This is a genomic window from Flavobacterium cerinum (genome assembly GCF_024496085.1).
Classification (GTDB): Bacteria; Bacteroidota; Bacteroidia; order Flavobacteriales; family Flavobacteriaceae; genus Flavobacterium; species Flavobacterium cerinum_A.
The window spans coordinates 1805605-1825922 of the sequence record NZ_CP101751.1 but is presented as its reverse complement, the minus strand read 5'-3'; the positions used below and the strand labels follow the sequence as shown (position 1 = coordinate 1825922).

The window sequence follows — 20318 nt, the reverse complement described above, 5'->3', positions numbered from 1 at the left end:
GGATGAAATCTGGTTTTTCCCTTTTCCTGTTACTATTGGTGTTCTGGAGCGGCTGGTCCCAAAACACCAAAGAATACGATTTGTATGTCAGGGATACAATTGTTAATTACACCGGCAAAAAAGTAAAAGGTATTGCCATAAACGGTAGTATTCCCGCTCCTACTCTACATTTCACAGAAGGCGATACAGCGATTATCCGCGTGCACAACGAAATGCATCATGAAACATCTATTCACTGGCATGGTTTACTATTGCCTAATGAACAGGACGGTGTACCGTATTTAACCACCGCTCCGATAAAAGGTATGACAACGCATACTTATAAGTTTCCGATCAAACAAAGCGGAACCTACTGGTATCATTCTCATACGATGTTACAGGAACAAAACGGTATGTACGGTGCTTTTATCATCCATAAAAAAGAGGAACCTAAATTACCGGAATATACAATGTTGTTGAGTGACTGGACGGATGCCAATCCACACGAGATTGAACGCTCATTACACAAGGCTAACGATTGGTATTCAATAAAAAAAGGCGCTACTCAAAATTACGCAGAAGCTATCGGCAAAGGCCATTTTAAGACAAAACTGACAAATGAATGGAAACGTATGCATGCTATGGATGTCAGTGATGTTTATTATGAGCGTTTCTTTGTGAACGGTAAAACCGAAGATCATGCGCCGCAATTCAAACCCGGAGAAAAAGTTAGGGTACGGATTATTAACGGAAGTGCTTCTACTTATTTCTGGCTCAATTATGCCGGTGGAAAAATGGATGTCGTAGCCAGTGATGGTATGGACGTGCAACCCGTTTCCGTTGATCGTTTTATTGTTGGTGTTTCCGAAACCTACGATATTATCGTCACTATACCGGAAAACAATACTGCTTTTGAGTTGGTTGCGACTGCTGAGGATCGTACCGGACAAGCATCACTTTGGCTTGGTAAGGGGATTAAACAACTACAGCAACCTTTACCGAAGTTAAAGTATTTTGAAGGAATGAAAATGATGAACGACATGATGACTGTAGGCGGTAACATGAAAGACATGGGCATGAACATGAGTCTGCAACAGATGGATATGAATGCTGTGATGTACCCTGAAATCACCGGAAAGGAAGAGAATAAAAAGGATGTTAAAATGGCCGATATGGAAGGACACGATCATAGTCAAAATAGCACCTCCAATCCGGACATTGTAACCCTTAATTATGCGATGCTGAAATCACCGGTAAAAACCAATCTACCAGACGGGCCGGTTCGTACTCTTCATTTTGAACTAACCGGAAATATGAATCGTTACGTCTGGACATTGAACAACAAAACGATATCCGAATCCGATAAGGTGATGATCAAAAAAGGAGAAAACATCCGTATTGTGATTACCAACAATTCGATGATGCGCCACCCGATGCATTTACACGGCCATTTTTTTAGAATCTTAAACGGCCAGGGTGATTATGCTCCTTTAAAAAATGTACTTGATATCATGCCGATGGAAACGGATACAATTGAATTTCATGCGTCAGAAGAATATGGCGACTGGTATTTCCATTGTCATATTTTATATCATATGATGGCAGGAATGGGACGTATCTTCACTTACGAAAACTCTCCGCCGAATCCACAATTCCCGGATCCGAAAAAAGCCCTTAAAATGGTATACAATGATGATCGTCGTTATTATTTTTCAGCTGAAGTAGGCTTTGAAAGTAACGGTAGTGACGGTGAAATGCGTTTAGAAAATACCCGAAACTTTTTTGATGTCGAATGGCGTTTGGGATTAGACAAAAAAGCAGGATACGAAACTGAAGCTCATTTCGGACGTTATCTGGATAAAAACCAGTACTTATCCGTTTATACCGGATTTGATTTCCGTTATCACAATAGTCTGGAGCGCGAAAAAAATCTTTTTGGTCAGCTTAGCACTCAGGATCAAAGAGCGGTTGCTTGTATCGGAATCATTTATCAGCTTCCGTGGCTTATCAATGCCGATATGCGGGTCGACCACGAAGGAAAGACCCGTTTACAGTTTACCCGAAAAGACATTCCGGTAACCGAGCGATTGCGATTATGGGGAGCCTGGAATACCGATTTCGAATATAGTGCCGGTTCCCGTTATATTCTGACCAAATACTGGTCGCTTTCCGCTCATTATGACAGTGACATGGGATTAGGCGGCGGATTAGTTCTGACTTATTAAAAAAACAAAAACCGGAGTATTGAATAGTCCGGTTTTGTTTTTCTGCTCAAATAACAAGTTCCACGGATTATCGGATCGATTTTAAAATACTGATTTTACTATGCACGCATAATATTATTTTTTATTATATTTACGGATACTAAAAAACAAATCCTATGAATTTTACAGCAAAAATGCTTCGCGATGATGCTTTGGAAGATAAAGTAATCGTTGTAACCGGTGGCGGTAGCGGACTTGGAAAAGCCATGACCCGCTATTTTCTGGAACTCGGAGCGAAAGTAGCGATAACCTCCCGTGATCTGGAAAAACTAAAAACTACTGCAAACGAACTCGAAACGGAAACAGGAGGGAAATGTTTGGCCGTTCAATGTGATGTACGCCATTATGAGCAAGTAGAAAATATGCTTAAAGAAGTTTTGGATGCTTATGGAAAAGTGGATGTATTACTGAATAATGCTGCCGGAAATTTTATTTCACCTACAGAACGTCTTTCCGCCAATGCGTTTGATACCATTATCGATATCGTTTTAAAAGGTTCCAAAAACTGTACGCTGGCATTTGGTAAACATTGGATTGACACAAAACAAACGAATACCAACATCTTAAATATTGTGACCACTTATGCCTGGACCGGATCGGCTTATGTTGTTCCGTCCGCTACAGCCAAAGCGGGAGTTTTAGCGATGACCCGAAGTCTGGCGGTGGAATGGGCCAAATACGGAATCCGTACCAATGCAATCGCACCGGGGCCATTTCCTACTAAAGGAGCCTGGGATCGTTTATTACCCGGCGATTTAAAAGACAAATTTGACCTGGCCAAAAAAGTCCCGTTAAAACGTGTAGGTGATCATCAGGAATTAGCAAATTTGGCAGCTTATCTTGTTTCTGATTTTTCAGCATATATCAACGGAGAAGTTATCACAATTGACGGTGGTGAATGGCTTCAGGGAGCCGGACAATTTAATCTGTTGGAAGCAATTCCGAAAGAAATGTGGGATATGCTGGAAGCGATGATTAAACAAAAAGGAAGTAAATAAAAGTGAGCCGTCCGAACAGACGGCTTTTTTCTTTTAAATACTGGAGTATCGCTCAAAAAAGTCACGATCTATAGCCTGCAAACGGGCTTACATTCAGAAATCTAACAAATCACATCTGCTATACAAAATGTTATAAAAAAAGATCTACTTAAAAAAGATGCCCTTCCGATATTTTTAAATCGTCCCCCATCTAAATGTCAGATAAATGCCTTCCGGCATCATTCGGAACTTTATTAGATTGTTAACAAATAAGATTTTCATAAACCATAATAAATTGTATTTTTACGGTTCAAAATTTTTAAAGACAAATGGGTAAAATCATTGCTATAGCCAATCAAAAGGGAGGCGTTGGAAAAACTACAACTTCAGTAAATTTAGCTGCCTCATTAGGCGTATTAGAAAAAAAAGTTTTATTGATTGATGCTGATCCACAGGCAAATGCCAGTTCCGGATTAGGAATCGATGTTGAAAGCGTAGAAATCGGAACCTACCAGATATTGGAACATAGCAATACCCCGGATGAAGCTACTTTGGAATGCACTGCTCCCAATGTATCCTTAATTCCGGCTCATATTGACTTGGTGGCTATCGAGATCGAATTAGTCGATAAAGAAAACCGGGAATATATGCTAAAACAAGCTCTTGAAAGCGTAAAGGAAAAGTATGATTATATTATCATCGATTGCGCTCCGTCATTGGGCTTATTAACGCTTAATGCGCTTACTGCTGCCGATTCAGTAGTGATCCCGATTCAGTGTGAATATTTTGCACTTGAAGGTTTAGGAAAATTATTGAATACGATTAAAAGTGTTCAGAAAATTCATAACCCGCAATTGGATATTGAAGGTCTTCTATTGACCATGTACGATTCCCGTTTACGCCTTTCCAATCAGGTTGTGGAAGAAGTACAGAAGCACTTCAACGATATGGTATTCGAAACCGTTATCCAGCGTAATGTAAAATTGAGCGAAGCACCGAGTTTCGGAGAAAGTATCATTAACTATGATGCTACCAGTAAAGGTGCCACCAATTATATCAATTTAGCAGAAGAAATAATCAAAAAAAACAGTAACTAGGTTTTATGACAAAAGCGATTAAAAAACAAGCATTAGGAAGAGGCTTATCTGCATTATTAAAAGATCCGGAAAACGATATTAAATCCGTTGAGGACAAAAATGCCGATAAAGTTGTTGGGAATATTATTGAGCTTGATATCGATGCTATTGAAATAAACCCGTTTCAACCGCGTACTAATTTCAACGAAGAATCACTTCAGGAATTGGCCACTTCTATTCGGGAATTAGGTGTAATCCAACCGATTACCGTTCGAAAGATGGAATTCAACAAATACCAGTTGATTTCCGGAGAACGTCGTTTACGTGCTTCAAAATTAGTCGGATTAACAACGGTACCGGCTTATATCCGTTTGGCAAACGACAACGATTCACTGGTAATGGCTCTTGTGGAAAACATTCAGCGTCATGACCTTGATCCGATCGAAATTGCACTATCGTATCAAAGATTGATTGATGAAATTCAATTAACACAGGAACAAATGAGTGATCGTGTAGGAAAAAAACGTTCTACCATTGCCAATTACCTTCGTTTACTAAAACTAGACCCGATTATCCAGACCGGTATTCGCGACGGATTTATTACTATGGGACACGGACGTGCCATTATTAACGTTGATGATCTGGACGTTCAAACCGATATTTATCAGAAAATCGTGAGCCAAAACCTATCCGTTCGTGAAACGGAAGCTTTGGTAAAAGCGTATCATGAAAGTTTAAAACCTGCTCCGGCGAAAGCGCCGAAAGGAAACAGTTTTGCTGTTCCGGAAGACAACAAAAAAGCCATAACCGACTTTTTCGGGGCCAAAGTTGATGTCAAAGTAGCCGGAAACGGTAAAGGAAAAATCACCATACCTTTCCACTCTGAAGAAGATTTTAAACGAATTATTAAGCTAATAGAAGGTTAGTGCGTTGCTTTACTTCCATACTGGTTATCACGTTGCTATTGATCAGCACATTTGCTTTTTCCCAAAACAAAAAAGACGATGCGCTTTTAAAAGTAAAAGACACGGTTAAAGCTACCCGTATCAATCCGCTTGCCCCGTCAAAAGCGGCTTTCTACTCAGCAGTTGTACCGGGATTAGGTCAGATTTACAACAAAAAATACTGGAAAGTTCCTTTGGTTTATATCGGACTTGGAACCGGTTTGTACTTTTACAACAGCAATAATAACAAATACCACGATTTCCGTAACGAATATAAAAAACGTCTTAACGGTACTGCCGATCCGAACGATCCGTATTTCGGAGGACTGGATAACAACCGATTAATTGAGGCGCAACGTTTCTATCAGCGAAATCGTGACCTTTCGATATTGGTAACGGTCGGTATTTATATCTTAAATATTGTAGATGCCAACGTTGATGCGCATTTAATGCAATTTAACGTAAACGACAATCTATCAATCCGTCCTGATGTTTATCAGAATGACATGAACTACAAACACAGTCTGGGACTGACGTTAAATTATAATTTTTAAAGCATACAAGAATGAAAATAGCACTTTTGGGATATGGCAAAATGGGAAAAGTGATCGAACGCATTGCATTGGAAAGAGGTCATGAAATTGTACTTCGAAAATCCAGCAGCGATGATTATACCGGTCTTGAAAATGCCGATGTTGCCATTGATTTTAGCGTACCAACAAGTGCTGTGAGTAACATTTCGGCCTGTTTTGATACTAATATACCGGTAGTTTCCGGCACAACAGGATGGCTGACTCAATATGATGCCGTAGTACAGGAATGTGAACAAAAAAACGGAGCCTTTTTATACGGATCCAATTTTAGTCTGGGTGTTAATCTGTTTTTTGAACTGAACAATTATCTGGCTAAAATAATGGCCAATCTAAAGGAATATAACGTAACGATGGAAGAAATTCATCATACGCAAAAATTAGATGCGCCTAGCGGGACCGCGATTTCACTGGCAAAAGGAATCATTGAAAATTCCGAATATACCGACTGGACAATGGAAACGGCTAAAGCCAATGAAATCCATATCGAGGCCAAACGGATTGAAAACGTACCCGGAACCCATACCGTTACCTATAACTCCGATGTTGATTTTATCGAAATCAAACACGTAGCACATAACCGTGAAGGTTTTGCATTAGGAGCTGTAATCGCAGCCGAATGGATGATCGGTAAAAAAGGGGTTCATACCATGAAAGACGTATTAAACCTGATTTAATAATATAGACATAAACGAACAAATATGACACTAATTCAATGGTTTATCTTTTTCCTTGTAATCCAAGTTGTACATTACATAGGAACCTGGAAATTATATGAAAAAGCCGGCAGAAAATCGTGGGAAGCTTCCATTCCGGTTTACAATGCCATCGTACTGATGAAAATTATTGACCGCCCGAGATGGTGGACTATTCTTCTTTTTATTCCAATCGTAAACCTGATCATGTTTCCGGTTATCTGGGTCGAAACATTGCGTAGTTTCGGAAAAAAATCAACCACTGATACTATTTTAGGTGTTGTTACTTTAGGTTTATACATCTACTATATCAATTACACACAGGATGTAAAATACATTCCGAATAAAAACGAAGTAAAGACAGACAATACCTTAAGTTCGTTATTATTTGCCATAGTTGTGGCTACATTAGTCCACACCTATGTAATGCAACCGTATACAATTCCGTCTTCATCATTAGAAAAATCATTGTTGATCGGGGATTTTCTTTTTGTAAGTAAATTTCATTACGGAGCGCGTACACCACAAACAGCTGTTGCCTTGCCGATGGTACACGACTCTATTCCGCTTATCGGAACCAAATCATATACTAACTGGCCACAAATTCCGTCGTTCCGTTTACCGGGAATCCAAAAGATCGAACGCAATGATATTGTGGTATTCAACTGGCCGGTTGACACCGTTAAAACTATGTTTGGTGACAATTCCGGACAATATACTTACAAACCGGTTGATAAAAAAACCAATTATGTTAAGCGTTGTGTAGGTATTCCGGGTGATAGTCTTTCGATTAAAGACGGTGTAGTAATGATCAATAATAAGCCATTAGCATTACACGATCGTCAGAAAATACAATTTTCATATCAGGTTGTAACCGACGGGAACCGTTTTGACTACAATTACCTGATTCATGACTTACAATTGAATCCGAATGAAATCGGAATGGTGTCGGATAATACTTTTATATTTCAATGTCTGACAGATGATACAGCAAATCGTTTACGTAATAACCCGATTGTAAAATCGGTTACAAAACAAATCGGAAAAACACCGGAATCGAATATCTTCCCCGGCACCAATAAATGGAATCAGGATAATTTCGGACCGATCTATATTCCGGGTAAAGGACAGACTGTAGCTTTAAACACAGCATCACTTCCGTTTTACAAACAAATTATTACCGAATACGAACACAATGATTTAAAAGTAACCGGTGATGAGATTCGTATTAACGGCCAAGTGGTTAATTCCTATACTTTCCAACAAGATTACTACTGGATGATGGGAGACAACCGTCATAATTCACAAGATAGTCGTTACTGGGGTTATGTTCCGTTTGAAAACGTTGTAGGTAAACCTGTATTTATCTGGATGAGTCTGGATCAGAATGTACCTTGGGCTAAAGCGATCGACAAAATCCGTTGGGAACGTCTGTTTACAACTGTAGGCGGAAGCGGCGAACCGGTATCCTATTTCAAATATTTTGTAATTGTATTGGCAGCCTGGTTCGGATATGATTTTTACAGAAAAAGAAAAGCGAAGAATAACAGCAAATCGTAGTTCAAAATCACGATAAAACGGTTTACAATGTAGACCAAACGAAATGAGAAGTAAGATTGTCGGTTAGTCATCAACCTGATCTTTACTTCTCTTTCTTCATAAAAACAAAGCCTATGGACATTTTAATACATCCAACCTACTTCCCTTCTATCAGTCATTTTGTTGCGATGACAAAAGCAGACAATATTATCTTTGAAGCGGAAGATAATTTCCAGAAACAGACCAACCGTAACCGAATGTATATCTACAGTCCGAACGGAATACAGTTATTAAATATTCCTGTTAAGCACAGTAAAGATGTTTCTCAGAAATTTAAAGATGTAAAAATTGAAAATGCTTTTAACTGGCAGAAACAACATTTTAAGTCATTAGAAGCAGCTTACAGAACTTCTCCGTTTTTTGAATATTTTGAAGATGATCTTCGCCCCATTTTCGAAAAGCAACACACTTTTATGATGGATCTTAATTACCAAGTCCTTGATATCGTAACCGATTGTCTCGGAATGGATTTTAAGTACACACAAACCGAAGAATACTTTCACGAAGTGACCGACAAAACCGATTTCAGAAATTTAACCAACGGTAAAAAAGACACTTCTGAATTTGAACCTTACACACAGGTTTTTGAAGAAAAACACGGTTTTATAAATAACCTTAGCATACTTGACCTGCTTTTTAATGAAGGGCGTTATGCAATGGAATACCTAAAGAATCAGTCGCTGTAAAAGCGACTATTTTTTTATCTTTTCAACAGCATCAGCATTGTGTTGCGGTGTTTCATCCCGCAAAGTTAATCGTGTCGTAATCGGAAAGTGATCCGAATTAATAAAATTATCGTGATTGACAAAGTTTTTGACTTCAATTCGTTTATCTACAAAAACATAATCAATTCGTGCCGGGTAATAATCATAATCATACGTTTTACCGAAACCTTTACCGGCTTCTTCAAAAGCATCTTTCATATTCCCTTTAATATTGCGATACACATACGAAAAAGCACTGTTATTTAAGTCTCCGCAAATAATTAACGGGTAATGACATTCTGCTTTATGCTGCTTGATCAATTCTGATTGTATCTGTTGTATTGTAAACGCCTCACTAATACGTCTGAAAATCTTTTTAGACTTCACCTCATCAATTTTCTCATGAATATCGGGGCTAATCTTGATCGACTGCAAATGCATGCTGTAAACACGTAATGTATCTCTTCCTTTTTTAATATCCGCAAAAATCACATTATTATTGGAATTCGGAAATTTAATATTCCCACCGTTTACTATCGGAAACTTAGAAAAAATAGCCTGACCGGTTTTAACCTTATCGCCCTGCATATAAATAAACTGATGTTTATAGCCTTCAAAATGCACCGGTTGTGTATTCGAATATTCCTGTAAACATAATATATCCGGGTTTTGCGACAACACAAAAGCTTCGATCTTATCAATTACATTATCCTGTTTTATCCATTCAAAGACATTAAACAGCCGTACATTATAACTCATCACGGTAAAATCTTCATCTTCCGCAATCAGATCTTTTGAAGAAAATTTATAAAATTTATTAAAGAATGTAATCCCGATCAGAAATACACAAAGCGAAAGCAATACCTGCTTTTTCAACTGAATCAGCCAATAGAACAGAAACAGCAGATTCAGGATCAGTAATAACGGTAAAACAAGCGTTAGCACCGACAAAAACGGAAATAGCTTCGGAGCCAGAAACGGCAATACATAGGCAATAAAGCTCAATATAGTCAGCACTATATTGAAAAAGAGAATTACTTTATTAAACCATGACAGATTTTTCATATTTACACCGGTTGTCCGCTTACAGTATTATTCAAAAAACCGGATTATTTTCCGACTTTAAACAGGAATTCTTTTTCCTCTTTGGTCAGACTATCATAACCGGATTTACTGATTTTATCCAGAATATCATCAATTTGCTTTTGGGTCATATCTTTCCCTGAAGGTGATGAGGTAGTTGTTTGTTGTTGTTGCTGTTGTTTTGTATTTCGGTGAACTGTTTTAAAAGGTGCGCTTTTTTTCGGACGGAAAAGACCCGCAAAAAAATCAAGGAAAGCTGAAACACCTTTCGACATATCCGTTCCGCCTTGTAGCATTTTAATATACAAAAAGCCAAAAAAAGCACCACCTAAATGCGCGATATGTCCACCCGTATTATTTAGCGGAATTTGTATCAGATCTAACAACACCAAAGCCAATGCGATATGCCACATTTTTACATTTCCGATAAGCAACAAACGAACTTCTGAAAAAGGCGTATACGTTGCCGCGGCAACCAATACTGCCATAATCGCACCGGAAGCACCCACCAACAATGTATTATTTTGAAAAATAAAATCGGTTGCAACAAATAGCAAACCTGCAAAAATCGCGCCTAAAAGATAGACTCCGAAAAGTTGTTTTTGCGTGAAGTAAGTCGTAAACAAACGACTCGCAAAATTGAGCACGATCATATTAAACAACAGATGGAAAAATTCGGCATGTAAAAAAGCATACGTCAGCAATGTCCAGGGACGCGTTATCATTTTTATCACATTGGATGACAAACTGGTCCAATCTAATAGTACACTAAAAAGATCCGGTGCAAACGATTTTAAAAGAAAGAACGGAATAGCAATACCTACATTCCAGAAGATTAGCTTTTGCGCTATTCCTCCGATTTTATATTGCATTTTTAAATCATCCAGGATATTCATTCTCTCTTTAATTTTTGTGGTTTTTATACTACTAATTTAGCCTTTATTTTTTAATTACCGACGATCCCAACGGTTATTGTTAAACTGGTTTTTCTTCCAGAACCACATCATCAGGAAACCAACAATAGCACCACCGATATGAGCAAAATGGGCAATTCCGCTTGGTCCGCCAAAGATTGAACGGCCTGAAAGTCCCAAATACAAGTCAATTAGTAACAAACCCGGAACAAAATATTTTGCCTTAACCGGAACCGGAATAAACATTAATGCTAATTCAGCTGTCGGAAACATAAACGCAAAGGCAACTAAAAGTCCGTAAATGGCACCGGAAGCACCAACAGCAGGAGCATTATAGGCCTGAAGAAAACCATTTAATGTATCTTTCGACATAAAATCGCCCCATTGCGGACTGTATATCCCTTCAGCCATAACCTGTATGATTTGCTCTCTCGGATATCCTGAAGCAACAAGTGTATTCAAGCCTTCATGGTATAAATAATAATTCACACCGCTATGCAGTAAAGCAGCTCCCAGTCCGCATGAAATATAAAAGAACAGGAATTTTTTTCCGCCCCAGAAATGTTCCAATGCCGAACCGAAAGAATACAAGGCAAACATATTAAAGAAAATATGCATCCAGCCACCGTGCATAAACATATGCGTTAACGGTTGCCAATATTCGAAATTTGGATTTTCAAAATACCAAAGTGCCAAATAAGTAGAAGCCGCGGGAACAACTAAAGAACCCAGGAAAAAAATAACGTTAATAATAATTAACTGTTTTACGGTTTCGGTTATATTCATCATATCGCAAATCGTTTATCAATGTCTTCCACCCGCATTGTGATGAAAGTCGGTTTAAGGAATGGGGAAATATTAGGTTCTTTACAGGCGAACAAGGCATTCACCATTGTTTCCTGTTCGTGTTCGGTTAAATAAGCTCCGGTTTTAACCGACAAACTTCTTGCCATCGATTTGGCAATTCTATCGCATTGGCTAAAACTATTTTCCGGCAATTCGCCCTGAAGATCTCCGATAAGGCCTTCCAGCAAAACAGACACTTCACTTTCAGTCACATTAACCGGTAATCCGGAAATAACAAGACTATCATCACGAAAAGCCTCAAAAACAAAGCCGGTTCCTTCCAAAGATGGCTTTAATTCAGCAATAATAGCTAGTTCTGTTTTCGTAAAATGCAATTCTAACGGAAACAGTAATTGTTGACTCGACGCTTGATTTACCGTAATATTAGCCAAAAATTGTTCGTATAAGATACGCTGATGCGCTCTTTTCTGATCAACAATTAGCATTCCCGATTTAATCGGGCTAACAATATATTTTTTATGAATCTGATAGGTTCTGTTGTTTGATGCTTCTTCAATAGTATGTTCATCAAACAGCGAGCCGGTCACTTCTTCACTCTCTAATTGAATCTCTCCCAATTCTACCTCTTCAGTAGCCTGTTTGAGTCCGACATACAGACTTTCCCAATTCTGACCGGATGTTTCTTTTTTATAGCCACCTGCGGAGAAAGAGGGATTCGAACCCGCGGACCTTGTCCCGGAAGTCATATTTCCGGAAAAAGACGAGGCAAATGTTTTAGCCGGTTTCGGGTCTTCATCCAAAAACGGATTAAAGTTAGCATCCACCTGAATCAATGGTGTTTCCGCTTCCTTATTGGCATACTCATAAGGAGTATCCAATGTCGCATCCCGTTCGAAATCAAGCGCCGGAACTACATTAAATTGTCCCAGACTATGCTTGATTGATGAGCGTAAAATAGCATATAATGCCTGTTCATCATCAAACTTAATTTCCGTTTTTGTCGGATGAATATTGATATCAATAGTATGCGGCGGTAAGTCCAGATAAAGGAAATAACTTGGTTGACAGCCATCCTTTAACAAACCTTCATAGGCCGCCATAACCGCATGATGAAGATACGGACTTTTAATAAAACGATCGTTTACAAAGAAGAATTGTTCCCCTCTGCTTTTTTTAGCAAATTCCGGTTTACCAACAAATCCCTGTATTTCTACAATTTCAGTACTTTCTTTCACCGGAACCAGTTTTTCATTGGTTTTTCCGCCAAATACATTCACAATACGCTGGCGAAAGTTAGAAGCCGGTAAATTAAACATTTCACTTCCGTTATGAAACAAAACAAAATGAATATTAGCATGTGCCAAAGCTACCCTTTCAAACTCATCAATTACGTGTCGAAACTCAACTGTATCCGACTTTAAGAAATTACGTCGGGCCGGGATATTAAAAAACAGGTTTTTAACGGAAAAGGAAGTCCCTTTCGGTAAAACAGCCACTTCTTGTGACACGAATTTACTTCCTTCAATCACAATATGAGTTCCCAGTTCTTCCTGATCCTGTTTTGTTTTTAATTCAACATGAGCAATAGCTGCAATCGAAGCCAATGCTTCACCGCGAAATCCTTTTGTATGCAATGAAAACAAATCTTCCGCATGTCGGATTTTAGAAGTCGCATGTCGTTCAAAACACAAACGCGCATCGGCAACTGTCATTCCTTTACCGTTATCGATTACCTGAATCAGTGTTTTACCCGCATCTTTCACGATTAATTTAATTTCTGTTGCACCGGCATCCACTGCGTTTTCTATCAATTCCTTGACAACAGAAGCGGGACGTTGCACCACCTCACCTGCAGCAATCTGATTGGCAACATGATCGGGAAGTAATTGGATAATACTCGACATTCGTACGTTTTGAAGCTATTTAGATTAAAAAGGTTTTTCCTTCTGAACCACCAAATTTACAGAAAATGACAGACATTTAACGAATCGAGACTCTCAATTTTTTGTTAACAGGCAAAGCCCTAAAAACAAAGAACCTGTAACGCAAAACATTACAGGTTCTTTACTCTATTTTGATTTTTTATCAGGCGTTTCTTCTCAGGTCAGCCATTTTAATTGCTGCAATCGCAGCTTCAGTTCCTTTGTTTCCATGAGCACCGCCACTTCTGTCGATTGACTGTTGCTCGTTATTATCGGTAAGCAAACAAAAAATAACCGGAACATCCGTTTGTACGTTCAAGTCTTTAATCCCTTGCGTTACCCCTTCGCAAACAAACTCAAAATGCATTGTTTCCCCTTTAATCACGCAACCGATTACAATGACTACATCCACATTTTGGGTTTCAATCATTTTTTTCGCGCCGTAAATCAGTTCAAAACTGCCGGGTACATTCCATCGAACCAGATTATTTTCCAAAGCACCGCAATCAAGCAAAGCAGCTTCGGCACCGGAATACAATCCTTCAGTTATCTTATCGTTCCATTCCGAAACAACAATCCCAAACCGAAAATCTTTCGCGTTTGGGATTGTGTTTTTATCGTAATTGGATAAATTTTTATTAGCAGTAGCCATATATTACTCTGTCATTGCGATCAAGGCATCGATATTAGCACCTTCAGCCGATCCTTCGTATTTTTCTTTAATTTGCTTAAAGAAGTTAGCCGCATCCGCTTTTTTATTCATTGCTAAAGCTATCTCACCCGCTTTAAACAAAAATCGCGGTGTTGTATATTCGTTATCGTTAGCTTCAGCTGCTTTTTTGTAGTAGCTTAAAGCATCTTCTTTTTTATCTAAATCAGAAAAAGCATCTCCGATTCCTCCTAAAGCCAATGCTTTAAGCATCATATCATCAGAAGAAAACTGCTCTAACTGCTGAACCGCTTCTTTATATTTTCCGGTATTTAAATAAGCCATTCCGGCATAATAATGTGACAAATTAGCCGCTTTCGTTCCGGAATAGTTTTCTGCGATTCCAAGGAATCCTAATTTACCGTCACCACCTTTTAATGATAATGCGAATAATGAATCAGCAGCCTGACCGTCAACAGCTTGTTGGAAATATTGTTGTGCCTGGAACATTTCATTTGCAGCTTCGTCCTCTTTCGGGCCTACTACAAATTTGTTATACAAAAGATAACCTGCAGTTGCTATAGCGATAGCACCTACAAATCCGAAGATATATTTCTGATTCTTAGCTACCCATTCTTCCGTTCTGGAAGCACCTTCGTCCAATTTATTAAAAACTTCGGCAGTAGCACTATCTTTTTCCTGAATTTCTTCTACTTGCTCAAATTCGTTTTCAACAGCTTCTTCCTTTGGTTTTGGGGCTTTGTATCCTCTTTTGTTATATGTTGCCATTTATTTTAAATTTAATGAGCTGCAAAAATATACTTTTTATTGAAACTTAAAAGCCCTTTTTATCGATATTTTTCAATAATTTGCACCCGCTTTCAAAAAAAACTGATATAAATTCCAGATTTAACCGCATCCTTCGTGTATTTAAAGACGCTTTCACTGTTTAATTATAAGAATATAGCCGAAGCTACTTATGATTTTGACCGTAAAATCAATTGCTTTGTCGGCAAAAACGGCATTGGCAAAACCAATGTTCTGGATGCCATCTACCATCTTGCTTACGGAAAAAGCTATTTCAATCCCCTTGCTGTCCAAAACATTAAGCACGGTGAAGAGTTTTTTGTTATTGAAGGTCAGTTTGAAAAAGAAGAGCGTACAGAGCAAATCGTTTGCAGTTTAAAAAAGGGGCAAAAAAAAGTTCTGAAACGCAACGGTAAACCCTATGATAAATTTTCAGATCATATCGGTTTTATTCCGTTAGTGATCATTTCACCATCCGATCAGGATCTTATCATTGAAGGCAGCGAAACCCGTCGTAAATTTATCGACAGTGTTATTTCGCAATCCGACAGTTTGTATCTGCAACAGCTAATTCAGTATCAGCGAATCGTGGCACAGCGCAATGCTTTATTAAAATATTTCGCTTTAAATCACACTTTCGACAAAGACACATTAGCTATATATAATGAGCAACTGGCAGTAATCGGTCAGCAAATTTTTGAAAAACGTAACGCATTTATTCAGGAATTCATTCCGATTTTCAACAAGCATCATCAGGCCATTACCAATTCAGCGGAGACGGTACAGATTGTTTATGAAAGTCAGCTTTTTGAAAAAGACCTGTTAGCGCTTTTCGATGAGTTTCTGGCAAAAGACCGTACCTTACAATATACGAGTGTCGGTATTCATAAAGACGACCTTTCATTTGAAATTGATCATTTCCCAATTAAAAAATTCGGTTCACAGGGACAGCAAAAATCATTTTTGATCGCCTTAAAGCTGGCGCAATTTGAATTTATCAAAAAACTAAGCGGCACCGCTCCTATCTTATTATTTGATGACATTTTCGACAAACTGGACGAAAGCCGAGTTCATAAAATTGTCGAAATGGTAAATGACGAAACCTTCGGACAATTGTTTATTTCCGATACCCATCCGGAACGTACGGAAGCCATCGTTAAATCGACTCTGCAAACCTACCGTATCTTTCAACTTTAAATGTTGTAAACAGCAACATCAGGAACAAATTTAGCCTTTTTCACCCCTCATCACTTATTTATTTGGATTTTAATTAAATATTCATGATATTTATTTTTTTGATTCCCAAATCTATTAATTGACAACATCGACTTTCCTAAATTTACAGCCCCAAATACCACTACCTGCCTTTCTTTTTAATGCTACCGAATTTAGTAACTGACTTATAAAGATAGCTGATGAAGATTCCTTTACAAAAGCGAAAAAAAGTTCATATTGCGCTTTTCATTTCCATAATAATCATCCAACTGCTTTTTTTCTGGATGTGGTACCAACAAAACAAAGAGTACAATACTTTGTCGGAATCGGTTCAAAACGCCAACAAACCGAATGAAGCTATTTATTTTTCCAATCAGGCTACCCAGTCTTTTTTAAATGCTCAGAATGCTTTTAACGATTATCTGTTAAGTTATAAGAAAGCATCATTGGGTCAGTATGAACGTTCTATTCGTGAGATGACGGTTTATCTGGACAGTTTGGACAAACTTACGGAAGTCAACAAAGATTTTTTTAACGTTATCAAATCGAAAGAGACAACTGAAAAAGAAATTTATCGCATCCGTAAGCAACTGGATTCCCTGATGCGAAGAGGAATCATTCCGCTAATGGAAAGCGACTCTCTTCCGCCCAATTACAACATCCGGAAATACAATTACAACAAAACCCTGAATTCGATTAGTTATGACACGATACTAACGACTGATAAAGACCGAAAAAACGGTTTTTTCACACGAATAGGGAAAGCCATTTCAGGGAAAAATAACATTATGAAAGAGCGTCTTCAGGTGCGAATCAAAATGATATACGGCAACACAGAAAAGGTCGGCTCTTTTGAAGATCAGTTAAAAAATACTTTTACAAGTATTGATCATTATTATACCCAAGAGTTTAAAAAACTAAATCAGACGTATAATAATCTTCGCAAAAAAGACCGGGAACTACTTGAAATCAATAAAACGATTTTAAAAAACAGTCAGGAAATACTCCAGATGTATTCCGATTCGGCACAAGAGCTCGACAAGTTAAAATACATAACCGCACTTAATAACATCGAGAAGCAAAAAACATTGATTCTGACGTTACTGGCGATTATGATTATCATTACAATCATACTTTTATTTTATACTCAGTTTGCTTACATCTACGAAAAAAACCTACTGAATGCCAAAACTGAGGCCGAGAAAAATCTGGAATTCAAAAACCGGATTATCGGAATGCTTAGTCATGAAATGAGAGCTCCGTTAAATATTATTTCCAATTTTTCGAAGAAGCTCAAAACTTCCCGTTTACCGGAAACCGACATTCCAACCGTAAATTCGTTAATTTTCACCTCTAATTCACTTCAGATTACCATGAACCAGATACTGGATTTTTTTAAAAACCGTAACAGTAAACTCGTTGTATATAACTCCGCTTTTAATCTAAAAAACGAAATTCTTTCCGTTTTAGAATCCCTTCGTTCTTTGGCCGAAATCAAAAAAATCGATTTGATTCTGGCTATTGACTCAAAGTCAGACACTATGGTTTGGGCTGATAATGTCAAAATACACCAACTTTTCTATAACATCATCGGAAATGCCATTAAGTTTACCAAACAGGGACATATTAAAGTAACAGCCGATTTATCCGACAAAGGCAATCAATACCTTCTCGATGTAATTATAAAAGATACCGGAGCCGGCATTCCGGCTGAAGATCTTGAAAACATCTTTAACGAGCATTACCAAAGTAAATTTCACTCCGAACAAATCAAACTGGGCGCCGGTTTAGGATTAAACCTCTGTAAAGAAATCGTAGCGCTTTTCGGAGGAACCATATCCGTAACCAGCGTTTTACAAAAAGGAACAGAAGTTCGTTTTTCATTATTACTCGATAAAAACGGAACAACCAAAACCGGTCTGGAACAATTACGCGAAATCAATGAAAGAAACCCACTTTCGATAGTTGCCATAGACGATGATCCCATTGCTTTATCAATAGTAGGAAAACTGATTACAACTACAAATGCCCGTTTTACCGGCTTTACTTCCATTCCGGAACTTAAAAATCACTTGTCTGTTCACCCGGTCGATCTAATTCTAACCGATTTACAATTGGACACCCAATCCGGTATTCAACTGGCTCGTGACATCCGAAGCCTGTATACAATTCCGATTATAGCAATCACAGGAGACGATAATATTACCCGTAACGGAAATATAGAAGAACTTCCTTTTGAATCCGTTGTCAGCAAACCGGTAAACAAAGAAGAATTTTATGCCAAGATCCTAAAAACAGTATCCTGATGTCTTTCGTTTTTTTAGCATTTCTATTATCGAAAAGAAACGGAATTTAAAATGGTTTACCTATTTTTACATCGTTAAAAAATCAGCATTATTCATGACAATTTCTTCCGATTTTTCACTTAAAAAATACAATACATTTGGTATCGAAGCCAAAGCAAAAACCTTTATTGCAGTTGAAAACGAGACCGAACTGGCCGAAGTTTTAAAAAAACACCATTCGGAAAAACCGTTTATTTTAGGCGGAGGCAGTAATATGCTGCTCACACAGGATATTGATCGTTTAGTGATTCACGTCAATTTAAAGGGAAAAAACATCCTGGAAGAAAACAACGATTATGCTTTGGTGAGCGCACAAGCCGGTGAAAACTGGCATGAATTTGTACTATGGTGCATTGATCAGCAATTGGGCGGTTTAGAAAACCTGTCGCTGATTCCGGGAAATGTAGGCACAACGCCCATTCAGAATATCGGAGCTTATGGCGTAGAAATCAAAGACACTTTTGTATCGTGCCGGGCTATGAATATCGCAACACAGGAAATCGTAACATTTGACAAAACACAATGTCGGTTCGGTTATCGGGAAAGCATTTTCAAGAATGAGGAAAAAGACCGTTTTATCGTTTCATCCGTTACTTTTAAGTTAACCCGAAACAACCATAAGATCAATACTTCCTATGGCGCAATTGAAACCGAATTAGCCCGACTTAACATCTCAAACCCGACCATCAAAGACGTAAGCAATGCTGTAATTGCCATACGCCAAAGTAAATTACCGGATCCGAAAGAATTGGGTAATAGTGGTAGTTTTTTTAAAAACCCCGTTATCAGTAAAACCGAATTCGAAAAAATACACAGTCAATATCCGGAAATGCCACATTATGTAGTATCCGATTCAGAAGTCAAAGTACCGGCCGGCTGGTTGATTGAACAGGCCGGATTTAAAGGCAAACGTTTTGGTGATGCCGGAATACATCAACATCAGGCCTTGGTTTTGGTGAATTACGGTAATGCTACCGGAAAAGAAATCCTGGCTGTATCACAAAACATTCAGAAAACCATTTTTGAAAAATTCGGCATTGCTATAGAAGCCGAAGTCAATATTATCTAAAGTATGTATATTGATGATCAATATAGGAATAATGACCCCGAAGCTATTCGCTCCTTTATTCGGGAAAATAGCTTTGGCATCCTTATTAATCAAACTGACGGCAAACCCTGGGGAACTCATATTCCGTTAGAACTGGATTATCAGGCTGATGGAACGGAAATACTCCACGGACATATTGCAAAAGCCAATCCGCAATCCGGATCTTTACAAAACGGCGATACTGTACTTGCCATTTTTAACGGGCCGCACTCCTATATTTCATCATCCTGGTATGATCATGAAAACGTACCTACCTGGAACTACATAGCGGTTCATATTTACGGAACCATCCGAATTATTGAAGGCGCAGCGTTGGTATCTTCCTTAAAAAAACTAGTTGACAAATACGAAGCAACATCCGGGAATCCGACACGAATTGAAGATTTATCCGATAAAACCATGCGACAGCTAAACGGCATCATCGGTTTTGAAATTACTATTACCGAAATACAGGCTGTTCATAAGCTTTCCCAAAACCGGGATAATAAAAATTATTCTGCCATTATTGACCGACTGGAAGCTCAAAAAGACCCCAATGCGATCAGTATTGCCTGTGAAATGCGAAAAAACAGAAAATAAATCGAAGCAGGAATTTGTAAAAATCCGGTTGAAATTTAACATTTGATTCGTACCTTTGCCA

General features: G+C 38.2%; 18 protein-coding genes. 12 read left to right on the top strand and 6 right to left on the bottom strand.

Annotated elements, in window-relative coordinates:
• Positions 1 to 2: 2 nt before the first annotated feature.
• From NOX80_RS08075 to NOX80_RS08040, 8 genes are all read left to right on the top strand, one after another.
• Positions 3 to 2204, top strand: a complete 2202-nt coding sequence (locus tag NOX80_RS08075; protein WP_256552777.1) for a multicopper oxidase domain-containing protein — start codon at positions 3 to 5, stop codon at positions 2202 to 2204.
• A gap of 155 nt (positions 2205 to 2359) precedes the next feature.
• Positions 2360 to 3241: an SDR family oxidoreductase gene (locus NOX80_RS08070; protein WP_256552776.1), complete on the top strand. Its 882-nt coding sequence runs from the start codon at positions 2360 to 2362 to the stop codon at positions 3239 to 3241.
• A gap of 308 nt (positions 3242 to 3549) precedes the next feature.
• Positions 3550 to 4317: a ParA family protein gene (locus NOX80_RS08065; RefSeq protein WP_256552775.1), complete on the top strand. Its 768-nt coding sequence runs from the start codon at positions 3550 to 3552 to the stop codon at positions 4315 to 4317.
• 5 nt (positions 4318 to 4322) lie between these two features.
• Positions 4323 to 5222 (top strand): ParB/RepB/Spo0J family partition protein, encoded by a 900-nt coding sequence (locus NOX80_RS08060; protein WP_256552774.1) that lies wholly within the window; start codon positions 4323 to 4325, stop codon positions 5220 to 5222.
• Positions 5222 to 5794, top strand: a complete 573-nt coding sequence (locus tag NOX80_RS08055) for a DUF5683 domain-containing protein (protein WP_256552773.1) — start codon at positions 5222 to 5224, stop codon at positions 5792 to 5794. Before NOX80_RS08060 ends, NOX80_RS08055 begins: the two co-directional genes overlap by 1 nt.
• An 11-nt stretch (positions 5795 to 5805) precedes the next feature.
• Complete coding sequence (gene dapB, locus NOX80_RS08050; RefSeq protein WP_256552772.1) at positions 5806 to 6507, top strand: 4-hydroxy-tetrahydrodipicolinate reductase; 702 nt, start codon at positions 5806 to 5808, stop codon at positions 6505 to 6507.
• A 24-nt stretch (positions 6508 to 6531) separates the two neighbouring features.
• Complete coding sequence (gene lepB / locus NOX80_RS08045) at positions 6532 to 8085, top strand: signal peptidase I (RefSeq protein WP_256552771.1); 1554 nt, start codon at positions 6532 to 6534, stop codon at positions 8083 to 8085.
• Positions 8086 to 8198: 113 nt separating this feature from the next.
• Positions 8199 to 8810, top strand: coding sequence for a WbqC family protein (locus NOX80_RS08040; protein ID WP_256552770.1), 612 nt, complete (start codon positions 8199 to 8201; stop codon positions 8808 to 8810).
• Positions 8811 to 8816: 6 nt separating this feature from the next.
• On the opposite strand, the gene NOX80_RS08035 is transcribed toward NOX80_RS08040, so the two are convergent.
• From NOX80_RS08035 to NOX80_RS08010, 6 genes are all read right to left on the bottom strand, one after another.
• Positions 8817 to 9893, bottom strand: a complete 1077-nt coding sequence (locus NOX80_RS08035; RefSeq protein WP_256552769.1) for an endonuclease/exonuclease/phosphatase family protein — start codon at positions 9891 to 9893, stop codon at positions 8817 to 8819.
• 44 nt (positions 9894 to 9937) lie between these two features.
• Complete coding sequence (locus NOX80_RS08030) at positions 9938 to 10807, bottom strand: rhomboid family protein (RefSeq protein WP_256552768.1); 870 nt, start codon at positions 10805 to 10807, stop codon at positions 9938 to 9940.
• A gap of 54 nt (positions 10808 to 10861) precedes the next feature.
• A complete protein-coding gene (locus NOX80_RS08025) occupies positions 10862 to 11614 on the bottom strand; it encodes a rhomboid family intramembrane serine protease (RefSeq protein WP_256552767.1) in 753 nt (250 codons plus the stop codon).
• The gene (mutL, locus tag NOX80_RS08020; RefSeq protein ID WP_256552766.1) at positions 11611 to 13536 is read right to left on the bottom strand and encodes a DNA mismatch repair endonuclease MutL; all 1926 of its coding nucleotides are present in this window, start codon (positions 13534 to 13536) and stop codon (positions 11611 to 11613) included. The genes NOX80_RS08025 and mutL overlap by 4 nt, the downstream gene beginning before the upstream one ends.
• Positions 13537 to 13717: 181 nt before the next feature.
• Positions 13718 to 14206 (bottom strand): 6,7-dimethyl-8-ribityllumazine synthase, encoded by a 489-nt coding sequence (gene ribH / locus NOX80_RS08015; RefSeq protein WP_256552765.1) that lies wholly within the window; start codon positions 14204 to 14206, stop codon positions 13718 to 13720.
• A gap of 3 nt (positions 14207 to 14209) precedes the next feature.
• Positions 14210 to 14992 (bottom strand): tetratricopeptide repeat protein, encoded by a 783-nt coding sequence (locus NOX80_RS08010; protein ID WP_256552764.1) that lies wholly within the window; start codon positions 14990 to 14992, stop codon positions 14210 to 14212.
• Positions 14993 to 15127: 135 nt separating this feature from the next.
• Here NOX80_RS08010 and recF point away from each other — a divergent pair, with 135 nt between their 5' ends.
• From recF to NOX80_RS07990, 4 genes are all read left to right on the top strand, one after another.
• Positions 15128 to 16207, top strand: a complete 1080-nt coding sequence (gene recF / locus NOX80_RS08005; RefSeq protein ID WP_256552763.1) for a DNA replication/repair protein RecF — start codon at positions 15128 to 15130, stop codon at positions 16205 to 16207.
• A gap of 218 nt (positions 16208 to 16425) precedes the next feature.
• Positions 16426 to 18531 carry an ATP-binding response regulator gene (locus NOX80_RS08000; RefSeq protein ID WP_256552762.1) on the top strand — a complete coding sequence of 702 codons (2106 nt, stop codon included), beginning with the start codon at positions 16426 to 16428 and terminating at the stop codon, positions 18529 to 18531.
• Positions 18532 to 18625: 94 nt separating this feature from the next.
• Positions 18626 to 19639: a UDP-N-acetylmuramate dehydrogenase gene (gene murB, locus NOX80_RS07995; protein WP_256552761.1), complete on the top strand. Its 1014-nt coding sequence runs from the start codon at positions 18626 to 18628 to the stop codon at positions 19637 to 19639.
• A gap of 3 nt (positions 19640 to 19642) precedes the next feature.
• Positions 19643 to 20257, top strand: coding sequence for an FMN-binding negative transcriptional regulator (locus NOX80_RS07990; protein WP_256552760.1), 615 nt, complete (start codon positions 19643 to 19645; stop codon positions 20255 to 20257).
• The last annotated feature ends 61 nt before the right edge of the window (positions 20258 to 20318 follow it).